Annotated in this window: 24 protein-coding genes; 7 read left to right on the top strand and 17 right to left on the bottom strand. The window is 35.1% G+C overall.

The features are described from left to right. Nucleotides 1-91: 91 nt before the first annotated feature. Nucleotides 92-1,084 carry a permease gene (locus tag V7077_RS17540; protein ID WP_335504245.1) on the top strand — a complete coding sequence of 331 codons (993 nt, stop codon included), beginning with the start codon at nt 92-94 and terminating at the stop codon, nt 1,082-1,084. A 25-nt stretch (nt 1,085-1,109) separates the two neighbouring features. Further along, the gene (locus V7077_RS17535; protein WP_335504243.1) at nt 1,110-2,030 is read left to right on the top strand and encodes a TIGR03943 family putative permease subunit; all 921 of its coding nucleotides are present in this window, start codon (nt 1,110-1,112) and stop codon (nt 2,028-2,030) included. 234 nt (nt 2,031-2,264) lie between these two features. Here V7077_RS17535 and V7077_RS17530 read toward each other — a convergent pair whose 3' ends face one another. The 5 genes from V7077_RS17530 to V7077_RS17510 all read right to left on the bottom strand — a co-directional run bounded on the left by V7077_RS17530 (nt 2,265) and on the right by V7077_RS17510 (nt 6,492). Then, a complete protein-coding gene (locus V7077_RS17530; RefSeq protein WP_335504241.1) occupies nt 2,265-2,531 on the bottom strand; it encodes a hypothetical protein in 267 nt (88 codons plus the stop codon). A 238-nt stretch (nt 2,532-2,769) separates the two neighbouring features. Next, nucleotides 2,770-3,141, bottom strand: coding sequence for a DUF4430 domain-containing protein (locus V7077_RS17525; RefSeq protein WP_335504240.1), 372 nt, complete (start codon nt 3,139-3,141; stop codon nt 2,770-2,772). A gap of 256 nt (nt 3,142-3,397) precedes the next feature. After that, on the bottom strand, nt 3,398-4,018 hold the full coding sequence (locus V7077_RS17520) for a hypothetical protein (protein WP_335504238.1): 621 nt from the start codon (nt 4,016-4,018) through the stop codon (nt 3,398-3,400). Nucleotides 4,019-4,803: 785 nt separating this feature from the next. After that, nucleotides 4,804-6,141 carry an MFS transporter gene (locus V7077_RS17515; RefSeq protein ID WP_335504235.1) on the bottom strand — a complete coding sequence of 446 codons (1,338 nt, stop codon included), beginning with the start codon at nt 6,139-6,141 and terminating at the stop codon, nt 4,804-4,806. A gap of 66 nt (nt 6,142-6,207) precedes the next feature. Further along, nucleotides 6,208-6,492 carry an ArsR/SmtB family transcription factor gene (locus V7077_RS17510; RefSeq protein WP_098573007.1) on the bottom strand — a complete coding sequence of 95 codons (285 nt, stop codon included), beginning with the start codon at nt 6,490-6,492 and terminating at the stop codon, nt 6,208-6,210. Between the two features lie 887 nt (nt 6,493-7,379). On the opposite strand from V7077_RS17510, the gene V7077_RS17505 reads away from it, so the two are divergent. Next, on the top strand, nt 7,380-8,192 hold the full coding sequence (locus tag V7077_RS17505; protein ID WP_335504229.1) for a hypothetical protein: 813 nt from the start codon (nt 7,380-7,382) through the stop codon (nt 8,190-8,192). Between the two features lie 45 nt (nt 8,193-8,237). Here V7077_RS17505 and V7077_RS17500 read toward each other — a convergent pair whose 3' ends face one another. The 6 genes from V7077_RS17500 to V7077_RS17475 form a co-directional block, all read right to left on the bottom strand. Next, nucleotides 8,238-8,879 (bottom strand): YcnI family copper-binding membrane protein, encoded by a 642-nt coding sequence (locus V7077_RS17500; RefSeq protein WP_335504227.1) that lies wholly within the window; start codon nt 8,877-8,879, stop codon nt 8,238-8,240. Between the two features lie 25 nt (nt 8,880-8,904). Next, a complete protein-coding gene (locus V7077_RS17495) occupies nt 8,905-10,581 on the bottom strand; it encodes a copper resistance CopC/CopD family protein (RefSeq protein ID WP_335504225.1) in 1,677 nt (558 codons plus the stop codon). Beyond that, on the bottom strand, nt 10,565-11,140 hold the full coding sequence (locus tag V7077_RS17490; RefSeq protein WP_335504223.1) for a DeoR family transcriptional regulator: 576 nt from the start codon (nt 11,138-11,140) through the stop codon (nt 10,565-10,567). The genes V7077_RS17495 and V7077_RS17490 overlap by 17 nt, the downstream gene beginning before the upstream one ends. A gap of 628 nt (nt 11,141-11,768) precedes the next feature. Beyond that, nucleotides 11,769-12,200 (bottom strand): hypothetical protein, encoded by a 432-nt coding sequence (locus tag V7077_RS17485; RefSeq protein WP_335504220.1) that lies wholly within the window; start codon nt 12,198-12,200, stop codon nt 11,769-11,771. A 184-nt stretch (nt 12,201-12,384) separates the two neighbouring features. Then, nucleotides 12,385-12,573 carry a hypothetical protein gene (locus V7077_RS17480; RefSeq protein WP_335504218.1) on the bottom strand — a complete coding sequence of 63 codons (189 nt, stop codon included), beginning with the start codon at nt 12,571-12,573 and terminating at the stop codon, nt 12,385-12,387. 74 nt (nt 12,574-12,647) lie between these two features. Continuing rightward, nucleotides 12,648-12,854 (bottom strand): aldo/keto reductase, encoded by a 207-nt coding sequence (locus V7077_RS17475; RefSeq protein ID WP_335504216.1) that lies wholly within the window; start codon nt 12,852-12,854, stop codon nt 12,648-12,650. Between the two features lie 206 nt (nt 12,855-13,060). Here V7077_RS17475 and V7077_RS17470 point away from each other — a divergent pair, with 206 nt between their 5' ends. Beyond that, nucleotides 13,061-13,375 (top strand): LysR family transcriptional regulator, encoded by a 315-nt coding sequence (locus tag V7077_RS17470; protein WP_335504214.1) that lies wholly within the window; start codon nt 13,061-13,063, stop codon nt 13,373-13,375. Between the two features lie 96 nt (nt 13,376-13,471). On the opposite strand, the gene V7077_RS17465 is transcribed toward V7077_RS17470, so the two are convergent. Further along, nucleotides 13,472-14,215: an SDR family oxidoreductase gene (locus V7077_RS17465; RefSeq protein ID WP_335504212.1), complete on the bottom strand. Its 744-nt coding sequence runs from the start codon at nt 14,213-14,215 to the stop codon at nt 13,472-13,474. Nucleotides 14,216-14,406: 191 nt separating this feature from the next. Further along, nucleotides 14,407-15,270 (bottom strand): aldo/keto reductase, encoded by an 864-nt coding sequence (locus V7077_RS17460; RefSeq protein ID WP_335504210.1) that lies wholly within the window; start codon nt 15,268-15,270, stop codon nt 14,407-14,409. A 366-nt stretch (nt 15,271-15,636) separates the two neighbouring features. Between V7077_RS17460 and V7077_RS17455 the strand changes: the two genes are divergently transcribed. Next, on the top strand, nt 15,637-16,071 hold the full coding sequence (locus V7077_RS17455) for a MerR family transcriptional regulator (protein ID WP_335504208.1): 435 nt from the start codon (nt 15,637-15,639) through the stop codon (nt 16,069-16,071). Nucleotides 16,072-16,254: 183 nt separating this feature from the next. On the opposite strand, the gene V7077_RS17450 is transcribed toward V7077_RS17455, so the two are convergent. Next, nucleotides 16,255-17,028, bottom strand: coding sequence for a putative protein N(5)-glutamine methyltransferase (locus V7077_RS17450; RefSeq protein ID WP_335504206.1), 774 nt, complete (start codon nt 17,026-17,028; stop codon nt 16,255-16,257). A 276-nt stretch (nt 17,029-17,304) separates the two neighbouring features. Between V7077_RS17450 and V7077_RS17445 the strand changes: the two genes are divergently transcribed. After that, nucleotides 17,305-17,514, top strand: a complete 210-nt coding sequence (locus tag V7077_RS17445) for a cysteine-rich CWC family protein (RefSeq protein ID WP_132097460.1) — start codon at nt 17,305-17,307, stop codon at nt 17,512-17,514. Between the two features lie 144 nt (nt 17,515-17,658). Here V7077_RS17445 and solA read toward each other — a convergent pair whose 3' ends face one another. Next, nucleotides 17,659-18,786, bottom strand: coding sequence for an N-methyl-L-tryptophan oxidase (solA, locus tag V7077_RS17440; protein WP_335504202.1), 1,128 nt, complete (start codon nt 18,784-18,786; stop codon nt 17,659-17,661). 297 nt (nt 18,787-19,083) lie between these two features. Here solA and V7077_RS17435 point away from each other — a divergent pair, with 297 nt between their 5' ends. Next, nucleotides 19,084-19,257: a hypothetical protein gene (locus V7077_RS17435; RefSeq protein WP_335504200.1), complete on the top strand. Its 174-nt coding sequence runs from the start codon at nt 19,084-19,086 to the stop codon at nt 19,255-19,257. Between the two features lie 288 nt (nt 19,258-19,545). Here the strand turns inward: V7077_RS17435 and V7077_RS17430 are convergent, their stop codons facing one another. Both V7077_RS17430 and V7077_RS17425 read right to left on the bottom strand, forming a co-directional pair. After that, nucleotides 19,546-19,746, bottom strand: a complete 201-nt coding sequence (locus V7077_RS17430) for a cold-shock protein (RefSeq protein WP_042463323.1) — start codon at nt 19,744-19,746, stop codon at nt 19,546-19,548. Between the two features lie 255 nt (nt 19,747-20,001). Then, a complete protein-coding gene (locus V7077_RS17425; protein ID WP_335504198.1) occupies nt 20,002-20,685 on the bottom strand; it encodes a hypothetical protein in 684 nt (227 codons plus the stop codon). Nucleotides 20,686-21,208: the final 523 nt, after the last annotated feature.

The following is a 21,208-nucleotide window of genomic DNA, read 5'->3' as shown; positions in this document are numbered from 1 at the left end:
ATTTATTTATGTCAATCATCAAATTTTAATGAAATGAATTAACTAGAACTGCATATCCATATCATAGGAATGATAGATTTGAGGAGGTAGAATGGTTTTGAGCTTTATAAATAAGATGGTTAAAGATAGCCTCGTATTACTATTATTTTGTTTATTCCTTTTTCTATTTCTTTTTGCGGAGGAATTAAAAAACAGTTCTTTTTTTACTAGAATCCCTGGTACGTTTTTTAATGTAAATACCATTTTCCTTAGTATTATTTTAGAAGCCATTCCATTTATTTTACTCGGTGTATTTGTATCGGCTATTATCCAATCATTTGTTTCCGAAAATGTAATCCGAAGGGTCGTGCCCCGTAATGCCTATTTAGCCCTTATACCTGCTGCTTTACTTGGAATAATCTTTCCTATTTGTGAGTGTGCCATCGTTCCTGTCGTTCGCAGGTTAATAAAAAAAGGCATGCCTTCACATGTAGGTGTTGTATTTATGCTTAGTGCTCCCATCTTAAACCCTGTCGTTTATGCGTCTACTTATTTTGCATTTAAAAGCACACCGTATGTAGCCAATGCAAGGATGTTTGTAGGATTTATAAGTTCCATTATTATTGGATTAATCATTTACAGACGTTTTAAAGGTGTTAATATTCTTAAAGTGCATAAGGAAGACCATCACCATCACAACAACCATAGAGGAAATAAACTATTAGAAACACTCTATCATGCAAGTGATGAATTATTTGATACAGGGAAGTATTTATTTATAGGTGCTTTTCTTGCCAGTTTATTTCAAGCCTTCTTGGACCGAAATGTTCTCTTATCAATAGGGACCAGCACAACCTTTGCACCAATGGCTATGATGGGACTAGGATACGTCCTTTCTGTATGTTCTTCAGCAGATGCCTTTGTAGCTTCGTCATTTGGTTCCACTTTTACAGAAGGGTCCATCCTTGCATTTCTTGTTTTCGGTCCTATGATTGATATAAAAAACAGCTTAATGCTATTCGGTTATTTTAAGAAAAAGTTTGTCTTATATCTACTATTGGTGACTCCTCTTGTCGTCTATTTTTCTGTTTATGTTTTTCAATGATTTTTTTATAAAAGGGGTGCCAATTATGAGACCTAATAAAGTCCAAGATTTTTCTTTTCATCATCTTATCAGGGGAATCATTTTGATTGGATTTATGCTTCTGTTATTTAAATTACTTCTAACGAATAATATATCCCTTTTAATCGCACCAAAAATGATTCGATTTATTTATTTCACGCTCTTTATATGCCTTATTCTTGGAGTTCTTTTGATTATTAGAGGAACTTCAGGGAAGGATCATTCCTATCATTGTGATTGTGATGGGGATCATACTTATCCTTCCTCTTTCGGGAAAAGTGTGTTTCTTTATTTATTGTTTATTATTCCTATAACCACAGGATTTCTTTTCTCGAATAATGTTTTGGGCAGCTCTGTTGCAATGAATAGAACAATTAAATTGGGAGCTAACTCTCAACCGCCTAAACAAAATAGTGTTTTAAATAACAGTAGTTCAAAGATACAATCATCATCTAATCCTAATAACTCAAATAACACACAAAGTGTACTTGATAATCAACCTGAGCCTTTAACTCAAAAAGAATATGATGCGTTGAAGAATAAAATATTAAAGGATAATATCATTAATATAGACGATAACCAGTATGTAAACATAATGAACATTATACAGGATAATCTAAATGCGATGATTGGAAAAACGGTAACCACAAAAGGATTTGTGTATCGGGAAAAAGAATTTATGCAAAACCAGATTATTGTTGCTCGATTTGGAATCACATGTTGTGTTGCCGATGCCTCGGTATATGGAATGATGGCAAAAGGAGAGGTAGCTGCATTGCCGAAGGATAAATGGGTTCAAGTAACAGGCAAAATTGATCAAACCCAATTCAATGGAGAGACAATTCCCGTTATAAAAATTAACCAGCTTTCAAAAATTACTGCTCCACAGCAGCCCTATGTATTTGATGTAGGCATTAAAATTGAATAGACCTTTGTAGTAATAAAGCCTCCTGATTTGTGCCATATATTTTGTTTGAAAATTTGGTTTTAAAAATTGTTAACAAAAAATAGCTGATTTTCCTGATTGAGAAGATCGGCTTTCTATACTTTGTGAAGAATGTACTTAAACTACCCTGCCCCGTTAGCACAATAAGAAAACTGCCACAATTGGCAGCTCTAATATTTTGCTAATGCACCCCGTTAGTTTACCAAGAACATTCTTCTATGGATGTAAAACAGTATTAACCCAATATTTTGCGTTCTCTGAGTCTTTTTTCTTAACAGAAACGACATATTGTGTTTCGTAATTACTGTTCATTCCAGCACTTCCAAAGTTTCCTCTTGTTGTACCATGTCCCAACCATTGACTTGAACGGTTAATAACTTTGTAGGTATACTTAATGCCCTTATTTTTTATAATTCCTCTTACCTTTGAAAATTCTTCCATTGAATATCCAATGTAAATTTCTTCTTTATTAAAGAAAAACATATTCTTCCCCCATTTACACTAACAAATCCTTGATTACATTTTATTACATTATACTGTATTACTTGAAGGATAATTTGGAAATTTTGGATATTTCCAGGGGGTATAAAAAGGAATTCCTTATTCCGCTAACCTGCCGCCGTTAGCACAATAAAAAATCCTGCATCAATAGCAGCAGGACCTTCAACTCTTATTTCTAAAGAGGCGGATTATATAACCCTCCGTGATGAACATTTCTTTTTTATTTCATTATTTCTTGCTTATCGAAATTCCTTAACGCCCAAGTTAAAATATCATTTGCGTAAATTCCTGCATCATCTGGTGAAATTTCTACAAATTCACCATCAATAAATGCAGCCCAATGGATGTTTTCTGTAGGTTTTTCAACCAATCCATTGATTCCTGTAATCATACCGTTTGTCTCCGCCACGTCAAAGTTGTTTTTGGTTATGTCGTAAATAGTGTCTCCCTCTTCAAATGTTATATTTTTCTTTACTATAACTTTATTGTTTTGATCCATAATCTGAATAATGCCATTTACTTCAACTGCATATGCTGGATTTGCAACCCATAAAGCAAACAAAAAGGGGAGTGCAAAAGCAAGTTTGTACATATAAATCCTCCTCCTCAATTTTTTCTTATTTTTGCCTAATGTTATTTAATTATGACTGCTGTTTTCATAAAAAAAACCCTAACAAGTTGTTAGGGGTATTTTCAATTATTAATAGAATTAACTATAACAAATTTTGGGTTAATGGTACTGGTTTATCGCTAATTTTCTAGGTTTTAAGCGATTGAAAAGTATCAATTCCTTTGTCTTTTAGACTGTTATAAAACGATCCTGCCCCGTTAGCTGAAGAAGGAACGTCCTATTCAGCAATAATATTGGTTCTTTTGTTTTCCGAAAACAAATCGTTAAAACGTTTATCATATCCAAAACTTCTTTTAACCAACGGGTCTTTAACTATTTCTGGATAACTTATTAATAAATATCCTTGAAGTTTATTAATAAAATCTTGTAAAGCCACAATAAATTCATTTGTGTTAACCACAAAACTGGACTTTTCAGGAACCTGCCTTGTAAAAATTATTTTATTACCGTCATACCATAATCCTTCGTATTTAAGGTGGAAAAATATATGGATTCCTTCTTCATCTCTATAAAATACAAATTCTGTTTGATATGCATCGTGGGTCATTACAAAGATTTCGTAAAGTTTAATTTGTTTTAACCCCAAATTTATATCCATAACAATACTAAATAAAGGGAAATTTCCATTTTCAAGCTGATGTGTAAATGCACTGCTATCCCATTCACTATGAACAATAAACTTTGCCAATTCACTATCTTTTGTAATTGGTGAAAAATTTTCAAAAAAAGATTTTCTATTATGGATAAAGTTGATGTCGGTATTAAATGATTCGAATATGTCGTCTGTTGGGTTGAAAGATTTAATTTTTTTATATCCTACTTCTATGTTAAATGTCATTTGAATATCCCCTTAAAAGTCTCTTCAAGAATCGCACCTGTTTTGTTGCTGCCGCAATACCAATGTTATATAAAAACTACCCGTTAGTGAAAAAATAAAGATAATAAAGCAATAATATAGAATATGATACCTAAAGAAATAAACCATTTAGTTATTGATGAGAATTTCTTTAATGTTCTTTTAAGTTCAATTTCTTTAATAGCTTTGTTTAGAGCTAATTTTCTTATTATTTTTATTAACATATATATACCGTTCAGTCCCATTTATAAAATTCCCCTAACCCTTACATTAAAATTCTGACCTATATATTTTTGCTGAACGAATTTAAATCCTTTTTCATCTAACCTTCATCCAATTCTTTTGGTTTCATTTTGAAACTCCTTCAAATTTCCTATATCATCAATAACTTCAAGCACCCTATAGTTTAAGTGAAAATTTTCACAATCTTTTGTGTAGGAGCATACAAAAAAGACGCCTTCTTACTAAAGAAAGGCGCCCTTTTGGGGAATAAAAAATTTATTTCTGAATTAACGAAGTCAACATTTTCAAAGTGTCTTTATCAGTTAATCTTTAGGATTAATGATGGTCAAAACCTGATGGTCTTCCTACTTTCCGTTTATCTTAGCGTTTTTTTTAGCAATGCCTTCTAGGGCTATCTCGGGTGACAATATGGATGGAATTATTGTGACCGTGTACGAATGAAAGTCGTCCAAGCTAAAAGAACCATTCAAAAGGTTTTAAGCACTAAAAAACTGGCTAGAGAATATCTAACCAGTTTTTTAAGATTACAGTTGACGTGACTGCTTTATCTTCCTTGAAGAGACTGGAATGCTGCTCACGCATGATAATAGCAATGCTACAAGTAATAGACTAACGAAAAATCCAAAGCTCAGGCTGAAACTTGATGTCACGTTTAGGATTCGGCTCGCTATTGAAGGGCCAAATGACATTCCTAAAAAGTTGATTAAGTTATAGATCCCCAGCCCCATTGCACTTTTTTCCTTCTGTATCGTGTGGGGAATATCAATATTGATGACAATGGTAAGGATTGTAAAGCTTATATTAATAAGGGCAACGCCAACACTAGCCACTGCAAATTGGTTTACTCCAAAGATGGCTAATAGCAGAAATCCAATAAATTGAAGGACGACAGCAACGACCAATCGACCATTCCCTTGGATGCGGGTTATAGCTGGTCTTATTACGAAGCTCAGCAAAAAGGAAAAGATTGATATCCCCGCCAAAATAAAGCCAGTTTTCAAGGCAGAGACATGAAACTGCTGTCCTGCTAATAACGGAAAAAGAAAAATAATTCCCACCATGGCAGCACTATTAATAAAACTAAGCAAAAGGAACCGATTAAAGGCATAGAATCGAAAAACTGACAGATCCATAAATATCCCGACATCTTGACGTTTGCCATGGATCCCCATAAAAAATACAGATATCACTGTAATGATTAGCAAATAACCATTTAATTTGACTCCTAAAATAAACGTCACGACAAAAGTCAATAAATAAAGGAAGCCTAAAAAATCAAACGGTTGGGTAAGCTTCTTATGATTGGCATATCCGGAGGGCACAAACAAAATAATTCCTAGCAACGTAAAAATAGCCATACTCATTAATAAAAATAGGGAGTGCCAGCCCCAAAAATGAGTAAAGAAGCCTCCGAGCAAAAATCCTATTCCTGAACCAAGTGATAGACAGGCACCTATTAATGTTAGAGCCAGATTGCGTTTAGAGAAGGTGAGATACTGATTCGTCAGGATCATGGATAATGCAATAAACGAGCTACCACCCGCTGCTTGAATAATACGGGCCAAGACCACAACGATAAAATCATTCGTCGTGTACCCTATAAGGGAACCTGTAACGAATAAACTAATTCCAAAAATCAACAAACTTTTAATTTGAAAATAAGAGGCTAGCTTACTATAAGTAATCGAACCACAGGCAATCACTAAAGTATAGGAAATAACCACCCAGCTAATTTTGGAAGCTGTCACCTCAAGCCCATTCATCATTTCAAATAAGGCAACATTAAACAGAAGTGAATTGGCTACCCCGGATAAAACGATTAAACATAATGTGATAATCAACCTATTCTCTTTTTGATTCATCTATTTCTCCTCCGTTATATCAAAGTCATAAAACTTTAGAACTAATAATCAAAAAAGGAGGCTACATTAAAGTGTAGCCAAAAACCCAGGTAAATAGCGGGTGAATGTCTCCTCATTTAATGAGACATATTTTATGACACCCTCACGATCAATCTTCACCAGCTCTGCTTCGGATAAAATTTTTAAATGATAGGAACCATTGGACTTACTTACACCTAAACTCCTTCCTATATCCGTACACATCGGGCGATTGTTTCCGTAATACAATAAGCGGATGATTGCGATCCTTTTTTCATCTGCTAAGGCATTAAATATTTTTATTCGTTGCGTATCGTTTTGTTCTAAAGTCATATGACTATTATATTATTAGAATTCAAATTGTCAACTTCTTTGCCGAATACTTTCTAGGATTTGGCCGGGATGCACAGATTATCAAACCAGTTCAACTAATAGAGCAGCTGCCTTTTGGGTTTACTGTATTATAGAAAGTAATTAAATCGTTTTCTTCTTCAAACTCCCACTTTTCGGGTATATCTGTTGAAAATCAATCTTCAAAGTTAATTGTATTGAATTTCATTGTTTTCTTAACTCCTTATGGGATTTCTAATATAATTCAATCCTTATTATTAAGATTCCTTGTTGAACTAAACTGCCCCTTTTGTTCAATAAAAAGGGATTGCCGAAGCGTTCCCGTTCTTAAACACGCACACTCGTTAGTTCAACAACACTAATTATCTGCTTTTACTTACATCAGAAAATAGTATCAATCTCAACTAAGTGCCATACTTCTCTAATTTGTTCTCATCCAACCTTACTTTTCGAAGTAAATCTGCAACATCTTCTCCTATGATTTCGCTTGCAGAATCATAAAACTTCCAAAACATAAATGGACCTGTTCCACGACCAATAAAATATTGTTCGTCTTTATAAATAAAATGAATCTAATTTCCCATACTTAAATCTTCAAGAAATTCTTCATAACTATATTGTTCCATATGTTCGAACTCCTTTTATTGAACTCAAGCACCCGATAGTATAAGTACAACATTTTACAATCCTTCTTTACACTATGAAAAAAGGGCCTCCCCTTTTTGAATTATGCTACCCGTAACTTTAAGTGTAAAAATTCTCAATCTGCAAAAAAGTGTTAAATTAATTAGGTACGTTCATGTTTTACATGTGAACTAAATTTTGGCAAACTAATTTATATAACCTTTTAGCAGAAAGGGGCGTTTTTTTTGAAGAAAAACTTGTTATTGACTTTATTATTTAGTGTTTTATTATTAACTGCTTGCGGTACTATAAACGGTGCTGTCGAGGATCCAAAACAAATGGGGAATATGAAACCAGTTAGTGGAAATGAAACAAATTCAGAATGGACCACACCAACAACTATTAACGCAAAAGAACCTGTGCCAATATCCATTATAATTAAAGATAAAAAGAATAAACCGATCAAGGAATTTGAGACGGTCAGCACTAAAAAAATGCATTTAGTTGTAGTTAGTAAAGATCTTTCATATTTTGCACATATTCATCCGTCCCTCAAGGGAAACGGAAAATTTGAAATTGAGACTACATTTCCTGCTGGGGGAGATTATAAACTCATTGCTGAAATGACACCCGTAGGAGCTAGCGATTACAGCATAGAAAATCACTGGGTAAATGTGAAAGGCACCCCAGTAAAATCCATACCTATTACTCCAGATAAAAATCAAACCAAAGTCATTAATGGAGTAAAGGCAACCCTATCATTTGATGGTAAACCAAAAGCCCAAAAAAATATCGAAATGACCTTCTCATTGTACGATGCCAAATCCAATAAGCCTTTTAATAATTTAAAGCCTTACTTGGGGACCGTGGGACATGCGGTTGCGATAGATAAAGATGTGAAACAGTTCATGCATATCCACCCTATGTATCCAAAAGGGAAAGGACCTTATGTTGTATTCATGACCTATTTTCCTGCTAAAGGAATCTATAAAGTCTGGGGGCAATTTAATGTGAATGGACAAATACTGACTGTTCCATTTGTAATCAACGTAGAATAAATAGGAAAGACCTGTCCTCGAAAGAACAGGTCTTTTTTTGATTCATTATCTTTTGCGGAAAGCACCAACAAGTGCCACTAGTGAAAGGATAACAGAAACAATCGATAAGATGAGTGGAAGAGAACTAGATTGTTCAGTATCAGCTGTTTTCGTCACTTCTTTATTATTGTTTTCCGTTGTAGCTTGTTCATCATGGTGGTCATCTGTCGATGTTCCTGCCACAATAGCTGTAATAGAATGCGGTGAGTCTGAACTTTCATTTCCAGTCCATTCCACTACACTACCATCTTTATAGTATTGAAATGCATCCCATGCTAGTTCTCCAGCCTTATCAGGGTTTTTCGCTACAAAAGAAAATTGCTGGAATTGACCAGGCAAAATTCCTTCACCAGTTGCTTCAAATGAAATCGATTTTACCTTGCCGCTGGAATCCTTATCAGCAGAATATTTCCAACCAGGTACTGGTTGGTAGGACTCAATTTCAGCCCCTCCGGGTGTTTTTATTGTTACCTTGGTGGTTGGTACATCTTTTTCCACTGGAACTTTTACCGTATAGGTTTCCCAAGCTCCAGTTGTCGATGTCTTAGGAACGACGGTTACATGTGCACTTGCAACGCTTGAGAACAAAAATAATCCTAGAATTGTTGGTAAACCTACTTTCGAGATTTTCTTTAATGTTTTTTTCACTTTCTTTTCTCCTCTATATTGTATTTTATTGACTACCAACCAATACTTTGTAGTCAGTATCAAGAGTATCTAAATCCTTGGTCAGGACGTGAACATGAACGTTCCAACGACCTGCCATATTGAAATTCATTCCCTTAGATTCATACTTTCCGTCTTGGACTTTGATTAACGTTTTAGTATCATTACCCATATCCATCTCTAGTGATGTAAAGGTAAGAGTTACTTGCTCAATATCCTTCATAGGTTCACCCTTTTGGTCTCTCAATGATACGGCGAAAGTATTTTTTCCGATAACATTTGGGGTCGCTTCGAAGGTAAGTTTACTGCCAGTGATTGAACGTGTTTCCTTAAATGGACCAGGAGACGACATTGCAGTAGGTAAATTGGTTAATAAAACAGACAGGACTAAAACGATTATTCCTGTTATCAATTCTCCCCATAAAGAGGATGCCAACCCTTTTTCTCTATGCCGCTTTCCTTTTACCAAATTAACTGCCGCAAAAGCAATCATCAATACCAAGAGAAGAATCTTACCTGACAATACTCTTCCATAATCGGTAAAAAGTAACGCCCTTAGATTAGGGATGTATGAAAGACTCGCAATAAAACCAGTCAAGGTTAACAATATAACTAAAATGATTCCCCATTTGGAAAACTTTTTTATTGAATCGAAAAAGAGTTCCTTTGCCCCTATTTTTCTACTTAGTGGAACCAAAGAAACGAGAACAAATAAACTCCCTATCCAAACGGAAGCAGCAAGTAAATGTAAAAAATCTAATGTAATAGTCAAAATAACATTTGATGATGAGGCAGCGTGACTTGTGAACGCCTTTGAAAGTAACAAACCAATTCCAAGTATAAACGAAATCCAAACTAAAATCGGTTTAAATTTATTCTTGATTAAAAGAAATGAGGTTATTGATAGGACAAACAAACCGATGATTTGGATGAACCATAATTCCCCAAAGGTCGAGTTCAAAATGAATTCCCGTAACACTTGAAGGTTTAGAATTTTACTCCAGGATGAACCAGATTCAATAGTAGCCTGCAATGGTAAACTCAAAATAATACTGATGCATAAAGTGATAAAAGAAAATTGTAACAGTTTACTTAAAATATCTTTAACTGATACTTCCTGTGTCAATTGTTTATTTAAAACAAAAAGGTAGAAAAAAAGAATTCCAACAAACAAGGCATTACTAACATATTGAAGCCACCGTATGATAATAAGATCGAATTGGGGCGTATATCCCTTCGATTCATTATCTATGGTAGAACTGTCTTCTGTATCTCCATTACCTATTTGAAATGGAATGACCCCTTCCACGGGATGACCATCGCTCGATACAACTCTCCATTTTATACTGTATGTTCCATTCGAAAGGTCCTCATTTAAATCAGATTCTATGATGGATGGATTACTTGCATTCACTCGCCCATTCTTCTGATCCACCCGTTTCCCTGCTGAATCAAAAACTTCTATTGAATTGAAAGAAGGTTGGATGGTTTCGTCGAACTGAATGGATACCTTCTTTGGTGCTTCGTTCAGTATTTCATTTTCGGATGGGGTTGATTTAATTATGTAAGCGTGAGCAGCTGCAAAAGAAGGGTAAATAAAAAGAAAAAGACATAAAGCCGTAAACAGCAGGCTGCCGAAATAAACACTCTTTAAAACAGCTCTTCCTCTATTTATGGCAACCACAGCATATATCCCCATTCATTCGTTTCGAAACTTCTTTCACTGCTTCATCGAATCGTAAGATTGTTCCGCCAAAGCCTTTTTGAAACCGCTCTGCATATATTAATGATTCAAATGTTAATACTTGGGGTTGGCAGCAATTTAAATTAAAATCCGCATCAATTAAGAAATACGCCAATTTAGCACTTATCGTGGTGTTTTGAAGAAAATCTCGGCAAATAATCTGAGAAACATTTTTTTCAATATCTTTAAATCTTAGTAACCCACAGTGAGGGCAGCATAATTGTTCTACCGTCTGATGCGTGGTGATGATCTGAACGGGATGTCGGTTGTTTAATTCCTTTAAACAATAGCTACAAGAATTGGGTGAAACATTTGAGATGGTAGCTAAAGATATACCTCCTGATGTTTTATTGATTTTCTTTCCTTCCAACAAGGGCTTAATATCTCTATAAATGGTCATTTCAGAAACATTTAGACGCTTGCTAATTTCAGAAATGGAAAGTGTTCCTTCTTCCTCTAACCAGGTCAATATTTGTTGTTGCCTTTCATAAGGGAGCATTGCCAACCTCCTGTTCTTATCTAAAATTATCTAACAATAATACAATAGAATAGTTTTTAAATATAAACAAGTTAATTTTGTGACTAACATGTGACAAAATCACAAAAAATCACACCCATTAACAAAAAGAAACAACTTATAATGATCAAATCCTTGATTAGCTAACCAGACCCGTTACTTGAATAAGGTAAAAAGCGATCCCTCGTTATTGAAGAATCGCCCCCAGTTTGTTTAAGTACAATTATTCACAAACTCAAAATTTCTGCTACCTAATCGACATTTTAATAATGTTACGTTTAAAAATCAGTGGTTCAATGACCTTGTAGATGAAGTCATGATTATATTTCCTGTTCAATAAAATCCATACTTATTGATTTTTGACAATGAGAACCAACCAAATTTGTTTAAATTTCAAAGCAATACAAACAAATTCTTGGGATTATTAAATTTTAAGCCATAAACCTTAGAAATGAGGTTTATTTTTATGCATCTTATTAAACTGAATCGTTGGATCACAATAAGAAAAAGGCTGCCGTAGCAACCTAACCTTTCTTCGCTCAAGCACCCGATAGTTTAAGTGCTAAAGTTCACAATCTCTTTTACACTTAATATAACTCCTAATATAGGGTTAACTCTTGAATATAAATTTTTTTAGCAACAAACCTAATGTAATACCAAAAATGATGGTGCTGAAAATATGAGAATAATAATCATTGATGGGTCTAATATCGATATACTTACCCTCTATTAATGTTGTGAATAATAGTTCACATGCTAACCAGCCAAATAAGCTTCCCACGGTCGTTTTTATAACCAAATGGCATGAACCGAACTTTTCAAATATAAAGTAAAGTAAGATTGCTAAAACACTACTAACTAAAAAATCCACCAGTAATCCTATGGTAAATACCTGTCTGTTAAATGTAATAATAAGACTTGATAATTCATAAATACTAAACTTTCCGAAGCCAAAATGTACAAATATCCTTGAAGCAATCTCTCCTGGTATTGTTGAAAGTACGCCTAATATACCTATTCTTAACATCCTATCTTGGATCATATTATCATTCCTTAATCTTAATGTGGCAAATTTAGTATTTAAATTATATATAATTTTATACGTAATAAAGGACGACACTTTTATATTTAAATTAAGGCACTACTCTACATAATGAACTTATAGTACCCACTTCTTATTAAACTATTCTGCCAGTTAGTTGAAGAAGAAAATAAAAAAGAGAGCCTTAGCTCTCTAACAAGCGGTTAACTTTCTGAATCTCCCCTTCAAATAACTTCATGTCCAACTCGTAATCATCATGACCATCAAATGAATCCAACATATCTTTTTCTTGATGTAATGTTATCAAATACTGCTCCAATGAAAACCCACCACTTTGGATTGTATTCTCAAACACAACTTTAAATCTGCTCATTTATTTCACCTCGACAGATAGTATTTCCAATACAATAAATGAAATTCGTATTTTATTACCAAATATAAAAAGGACTATACAATTTGGTTGTAATAAAAAGATTTTCGCGCTGCATTCCCGACTGCTTTCTCATTGCCATATACCTGTGCTGTATCAATCGAACGATAACCAACCTCAATGGCATCCAAAACGCACCGCTCACATTCACTGGCACTAATTTGATAAACACCATATCCTAAAATAGGCATATCCACACCATTATTCAAAGTGGTATACTCCACAAATTTCCCTCCTTACTGATAAACATCTCTTCCCCTTTGTTCCAACCTGAAAGATAATTCCTCAATGTTAAACCAATGACCAGAAGCTTGAATGACTGTCCAAAGTTTTAACATTAATACTCTTGAATTTTAATACATAGCCACTTGACAGTGAATACACCAAAAAGCTAACATAGCATTAACTTAAAGTTAAAGCAGGTGTTTGCTTGTACAATAGACATATCTATACATTTATTCAAGTAGCAGACAGTGGGAGCTTTTCCAAAGCCGCAGAAATACTGTTTATCTCTACCGTATCCGTAATGAAACAGATCAATGCTCTTGAGACTGATATAGGAGTGAAACTACTGCAGCGAACAAACCAAGGCGTATTTTTGACCGCAGCCGGACGTTCTATTTATCAAGATGCAAAGCAGATGATTCAAGCTTCCGACAGCGCCATCCAGCGTGCCAGACAGATTGCAGGTGAAGAACAAAACAAAAACTCCCCTATAGTTAAAAACATTTTTTCAAAATCTTAGATGTAGAATAAAAAAGGCGACGTGTTAATACAAAAAGGATAGCCAATTAGCTATCCTTTTAACATACATATTGGTACTGCGAATATTGTTATTCCATTACATAGATTGTTTTGTTGGACGAATTAAAATTTCGTTGATAGCAACACTTTCAGGTGTGTTAATCGCATAAGCTACTGCTTCTGCAATATCTTCTGGTCTTAATCCAAAACCTTCTTTACTTGCAGTTTCCTTCAACATTTCTACCATTTGTGGGTCATTGATACTGTTAGGTAACTCAGTATCCACTGCCCCTGGAGAGATCATGGTGGTACGGATATTGTTTTCATGTTCCTCTTGTCGCAAACCTTCCATAATGGCACGAACAGCAAATTTCGTTCCGCAATATACGGCAGCGGTAGGCATGACGATATGACCAGCAACAGAATCAGTCGTAATAATATGACCAGCTTGTTGTTTTTTCATGATTGGCAATGCAGCAGCAATCCCATTTAGAACACCCATGATGTTGATTTCTAACATTTGTCGCCACTCATCAAAGCGATTTTCTGAAAGTAGAGCTAGTGGCATAACACCAGCGTTATTGTACATTACATCTAAACGACCATATTTTTCAATTGCAAAATCAACAACCGCTTGAACTTCCTCTTTATTTGTTACATCTGCAACTAAAAATGATATTTCAGCATTTGGCAATGATTCAACCAGTGATTTCAAGCGGTCTTCACGGCGAGCAGCAATCACCAGTTTTGCTCCTTCTTGTGCAAGCTTTTTGGTAGTTGCTTCACCAATCCCACTTGATGCACCCATAATAACAACAACTTTATCTTTGATTTTAGACATAATAAATAACACCCTTTCTTAATTTTCAGAAATAATTTCGTTCACGCAAGCTAATGCGTTTAGTGTTCTGGGAAAGCCCATGTATGGAAGGAAGTGGATAATGCCTGTGATTAAAGTTTCCTTATCATTACCCATATTTTTTTACTCTGTCCTATTTTCCCCGAACGTAACAGGAGAACTCTCAACCTAACCTAGAGTTCGATTTTTTGACCAATCTTATAATTACTCATCGATTTCACGATTTCAGGGTCGGCATGAGAAAAGAACAAACTCTTTCCAGTATCTAACCCAGCAATCTTATTCATATCACCCTGGCTTATTTCGAAATCGAAGATATTGATGTTTTCGATGATTCTTTCCTTATGAACAGATTTTGGAATAACAACAACCCCTCTTTGTGTCAACCAGCGTAAAACCACCTGAGCGACTGATTTATTGTATTTTTTCGCTATAGATACTAAAATCTCATTCTGGAAGAGGTTATTTCTTCCTTCAGCTAAAGGTCCCCATGCTTCTATCTGAACGCCATTCTCTTTCATGAATTTCGCACTTTCAGTTTGCTGATAGAAAGGATGGGTTTCAACCTGATTTACTGCGGGAACGACTTCATTATGAATGATCAAATCCACTAGACGATCAGGATAGAAGTTGCTAACGCCAATTGCCCTGATCTTGCCCTCACGGTACAACTCCTCCATAGCCCGCCAAGAACCATATACATCCCCATATGGCTCATGAATTAAATATAAATCTAAATAATCCAACTGAAGTTTTTCTAGGGATTTTGCGAATGCTTTCTTTGTATTCTCATACCCAGCATCTTGAACCCAAAGTTTTGTTGTAATAAATAGTTCTTCTCTTGGGACACCGCTTCGTTTGATGGCTTTTCCCACTGCTTCTTCATTTGAATAAGCAGCAGCGGTATCAATCAAACGATAGCCTGCCATAATGGCATCGTAGACAGCCTGTTCACATTGGTTTTGATCTTCAATTTGAAAAACACCAAAGCCCAGTATTGGCATATCCACACCATTGTTTAAAATTACTTTTTGCATAAATGGTCCTCCTGTAGTTTTTATATAGTAAGTGTCCAGCCACTCATTTTCCCATTAGTCCTCTTTGGTTAGGGATTTACAGTCTCAGTACGCTTGTACTTGTGTAAGTTTACTACCTTCGTGTAACACGAAGTCAAGACGTTTGAGTAATTTTAAAATAATTTTTTCAATGTCGGACTAAAACATATACTACAAATTAAGTTGCTAAATTATACCTCAAACATAGGTTAGCATTTCTGTAGATCGTTTTTTCCGGGATTTACAATTTCAGCAACCTGAACTATGATAATCCTATCACCTTCGGGTAACACGAAGGCAAGGTGGTTTTAGCTGTTTTAATAAAATTTTTTTTAGGAAGTGGTTAAAATGTATACTGTGAAGGAAGTGTCCAAGCTACTTGAACTAACCGAGCATACCGTTCGTTTCTATACGGATAAAGGATTAGTTCCAAGTGTAAAGCGTGACAAAAACAATAATCGACTTTTTGACGAAGAATCAATCAGTTGGCTTATAGGTGTAAAATATCTCAAACAATGTGGTATGTCAGTGGAAGACATTAAATCTTATGTAGACTTGTGTTTGGAAGGACGTTCTACCATTCAAGAACGTTATGAAATCATTATGAAACAAAAAGCCATTGCTCAGGAACAGTTGGAGGAAGCAAAACAAAGAGCTAAATATATGGAAGAAAAAGCAAATCACTACCTTGATATTATCAATGGAGTAGCCTCAGATGACACGAATCCTAAAGAATGGGAGTTAATAAATGTTAATACCTCTCCCAAAAAAAGAACAAGCTGATTTTCTTTTGGAAATCGGCTTGTTCTAAAGCATAGGAAACTGATTACCGCCTAATAATTAGTTCGATTTCTTTCCACTATTACAATGACTGCTACTCCGAAATTACACTGTAGCCTCAGCAAAATCCCTTATATTCACTAAAAGAAACGCCCCCGATAGTGAAATAAGGAACGTATTTTGTAGTTACTCTTTGCCAGAATTTTTTCCAATAACAACTGTTGCATCCAATTCTTGATCTCTGGCTATTTTGGTAGTTAGTCCAGCATTAGCAAAGATTTCAAAGGTTTTAGCCGCCTGCATTTCGCTCGTTTCTACCAATAGATACCCTCCAGAAGCAAGCCATTGAGGAGCCTCTTCCGCTACCTTTCGTTGAACGTCTAGTCCGTCCTTTCCTCCGTCGAGTGCCACTTTTGGTTCATATAAACGTGCCTCCTGGGGAAGCAGCTTTATTGCATCAGTAGGAACGTAAGGTACGTTGGCAATTATTATGTTCACACGACCTCTTAATGAATGGGGCAATGCATTATACAAGTCCCCTTGATAAATTTGGCCACCAATTTTAGTTATGTTGCGGGAAGCACATTTTACAGCGACGGGATCAATGTCAACGGAGTGTAATATAATCTTGTTCAAGTCAGTTACTATTGCGGCACCAACAGCACCTGACCCGCAACATAAATCAACTACAATATCACAAATGCGGGTCAAGGCTTCTGCCTGCTGAACCAGAAATTCCGTACGTTGACGTGGTACAAAAACTCCCTGTTCTACTTCTATCCGTAGCCCATAAAACTTTGTAAATCCAAGTACATATTCTAGTGGTAAGCCACTGGCTCGCATTTCTACCATTTTCATTAAATCCTCGATACTGGCAGCCTCTGAGATGAGTAACTGTGTTTCTTCTTCAGCAAAAACACAACCCTCGCTTCGTAGTCTTTCGATTATACTTATTACCATTTTATTTTCTAAAGAGAAAGTAAAGTTCTGTTCTATTTATCTCACCACTTCTGATAATTTAAAGGATTTTTATCATCTATATTCAGAAATAAAAGAAATATCCTTCTTCAACTCCCCATCAGCTCAATAAAGACTTTTTGTCAATAATCGTGCTTACACCATTTTATACTAGTTTTGTTAAGTTTTTTATTCAAAAAAGTAAAAAATGAGGTAGTATAAGTAGTAATAGAATATAACAAATGACTATTATTGTGTCACAATTGGAGGGGAATTTAATTGACAAATAAATATTGCCCTATATGCGGGGAAGTTAATGGATGTATGTCTGGTGCTGGAGAACACGGCAATTGTTGGTGTGATATGGAGGAATTCCCTAAAGAAATCTTTGAATTAGTTCCTGTTGAAAGTATAAGAATAGATTGCATATGTAAAAAATGTTTAATTAAATTTCAGGAAGAACAAAAAATTAAGGGAATTATGCGATGAAATTATAATGTTAAAAAAACCACGATTTTTTTTTGGAAATCGTGGTTTTTATTTGCGTTTTTAAATATTTTTATTGCCTTTTGTCCCCCAAAAGAGAACCCGTTATCTTATTGACGACCCTTTATTCCCGTTAGTTAAAGAAGTTTATTTAAATCGATTGATTGAAAAAGGAGAAATGTTTTGTTCTGTCTTCCCTGAAATAATCAATTCACTTAAAATCTGTCCAACTACACTGCTAAATTTAAAGCCATGTCCTGAGAAGCCTGATGCAATGGCAACGTTTGAATAGTTAGGATGCAAATCGATAATGAAATCTTCATCAGGAGTCAGTGTATACATACAGGTTTTACCGTACTTCAATTGTTGTATAGAAGGCATATAGTTATGTAAAAATTGTCTTAAATCTGTCTCGTCTTTCTCTAGTTCACCAAATCCCAGGATGGCTTCATCTGGATTGATTGTTTCTCCTCCATCATGTCGGCCTACTTTTAATCCGGAACCATTGATGCTTGGAAAGCCATAATATTGTCCTTGAGATGTCTCAAACGAAAAGGCTGGAAAATCTTTATGATTATACAAATCTTCATTGACATCAAACCAAGCAAATGTTTTTCTAACTGGATTTAGAGGGAGATTTAAATCTAACATGGAAAGGAGACTTCCTGACCATGCTCCTGCTGAAACCACTAACGCATCAGCGGTAAAAGTTTGACCCTCGGTTTTAATGGTAACTCTTTTATCATGAACCGATAATTCTCTCACCTTACTATTGGTTAAGATGGTAGCTCCATGTCGCTCTGCAAGATCTCGATAGGCTTCAATGCATTCCTCACATTTCAGCACTCCTGATGTTGGTTCAAAGCACCCAATATACTTGTTTGGTAAAGTGATGCCCGGCCAACGCTTATTCACTTCAATTGAATCTAAAACCTCAAGTGGCAATGAATAGGCTTTTGAACTTGAGATGATATTCTGGATAAAACCCGTTTTTTCATGGCTCACGTTTAGAACTCCGGTTGGGAGAAATAATTGTTTTCCCGTCACTTTCTCTAATTCGTTCCATAATTCTTGGGCCTTGAGCGCCAACGGAACGTATTCTTCACCTTCACCATACGCATGCCTAATGATTCTCGTGTCACCGTGATGACTCCCTTTGTTATGGGGCGGGCTAAAGGAATCTAATAATAAAGTTCTTTTCCCACTCTTTGATAAAAAATAACCTGCAGCCATCCCCATCGAACCTGCTCCAATTACAATTACGTCATAATGCATAGTACGTTACCCCCCTCGTAAATAAATACCCATACCACTAAAGTCTTAATTATTGGGTAATATTCTCTTATTTTTACTAATATTCTAACACATAACAATCAGGCTAACCTGCTTCGTTTAGCTGAATAAGGAAAAATTCTAACTTTTCCATGTTCTGTCCCTCTCCTCTTGATCGGCACGTCTATTCATTGAATATCCATGGGATTTTTGACTGTATATGTCTAATGGCTCACGGTGGATATCTTGGGCATAATACAGTTTATATACATTAGAGGTAGGATATTATGAGGCTAAGAAATGGAGATTTTTTATACAAATGTTTTTACCAATAAGTTATATAGGCTAAATGAAGATGGCGTTAGCAACTGGTACTTGAGTTTGCGTGATGAAGAAGGTTATCATGAAATAGAAAAGATCTCAGGGCGTGATATGATTAGATTTGTAGAGGGTGGGTATAAAAAAAGCAAATAAAAAAAGCTACCCATTTCTGTCAGGACACCTGTAATCAGATGCTTTTAGTGGAAAGTCGGTAAAACTTGAAACAATATAAGATATTCCCACTCTCTACAAAAGCACTTTAAAATTTTTATTCAAAGATAATTAGGAGAATTTTTGATTATGTGATACACTTTGTTTACCATTTGATTTACTTGTTACATGTGCCCTACTCATTCGTGAGTGGGGCTCCTTGTTTTAAAAGAACAAATAAAAAACAGACTCTATGAAGAGCCTGCTTTATTTGTTCTTATTTATTATTAATTAAGCTTTACGCACGTTAGCTGCTTGAGCTCCACGTTGACCTTGCTCAACGTCAAAAGTAACTGTTTGACCTTCGTCTAAAGATTTGAAACCTTCGCCTTGGATTGCTGAGAAATGAACGAATACGTCTTCTCCACCTTCACGCTCGATGAATCCGAAACCTTTTTCTGCGTTAAACCATTTTACTTTACCTTGTTCCATTTTGTTTCCTCCTGCTGTGTGCTTTGCACACAATGTGTTACTATCCTTGGACTCAGTGATCATCAAGACGAAAAGTTAATCTTATACTATCCTTTACACCGAACAAAAATAATTCTTCTAAAGTTTAACATTTTTTTAAAGTATTTGCAAGAAAACCTAAACACAACCATTTTTGCAACTCTGAATTTTACAATTAGTTTGGATTCTAAAGTTGTTCTTATTCAAGAATAGGACCCGTTTGTTGAAGAAGAAAAATCAGATTACCACTGTTTTCTTACCTATTTTTAACTGACTAACAACGGAAGATATTAATGTATCCAATGGATTAATTATAGGCTTTGATGTCTTATACTCAACTTCCTTAGATGCATCGACCATAGATAATTGAGCCACGGAGATAACTTTATCCTCTTTAATAATTTTATTTAGGAACTTGGAAATTTCTTGATTATATTCTTGTTTTAGACCTTGCATTATCAATTCAAAAGTATTGTTAATGACAAATACCTCTATATCTAAAGATTTTTGATGATTATAAGCATATTGATTGAGACGCTCCATTGTCCCATTAACAGTTGCGGGATTTGTAAATAAGATTGTCTGAGGTTGCGTTATATTACTGATGTATTCAAAGTAGGGTTCATCTATTTTTATTATTGGCACTGATATTGAAAGGTGTTCTTCCTGTAAAATGGCAATATAGTTTGTGCAAGTAATGAGAATAGCATCAACATTACATTGTGCAATCCACTCTATTTGCTCTTTAACTTTGTTTTGAGCATCTACTACTTTAAAACTCTCATCTGATGTAACTCGATACATTAATGCGGGGTCAACAAAATGTATTAATTCAATTTCATATGAGGAAAGTGCATTTTCGATATACTCAATATTTGAATAATGGGCGTGTAGGCATCCTAATCTTTTTTTCAATTCCATACCACCTCTAATATATTTTTGATTATTCTATCAATATATATATAGAAGTGTCTAAGGAAAAGAAAAATCGCTACTTCTTCTTTCACTAACCTGCCCCGTTACTTCAATAAGAAAAAGCATTACCGTTGTTCCAGTAATGCACCCGCTAGTTGAAGAATAACCATTTTTTTCTCATTGTTGAAGATTATTCAGAGTTACGAAAATGCCACTTTACATATAATTATCTCACAACCTAATTCCGAACGACCTCACTCTTTTGTAATTCCTTCACTTTCTGGTCAATTCGCTCTATCACAGTCGAAGCATTTCTCTAACAATTTCTACTTCAAATTGTTCGACGATCCAGCCTATAAAATAAATATCGAGTTTTCCTCTATTTCATATTGGAGTAGTCCTCCAAAATGGAATAGCAGCCCAATATTCAGCAATCCTCGTTAACTCGTTCAGTCATTCTGCTGCATGTTGTTAATAAAAATTAATTGCCGGGCAATTGGATACCGTGCCATCCGCTTACATCGCATTG

This window comes from Neobacillus vireti, from assembly GCF_036962465.1.
Lineage (GTDB): Bacteria > Bacillota > Bacilli > Bacillales > Cytobacillaceae > Neobacillus > Neobacillus vireti_B.
The sequence above is the reverse complement of the archived record's forward strand: the minus strand, read 5'-3'. Positions and strand labels throughout refer to the sequence as shown.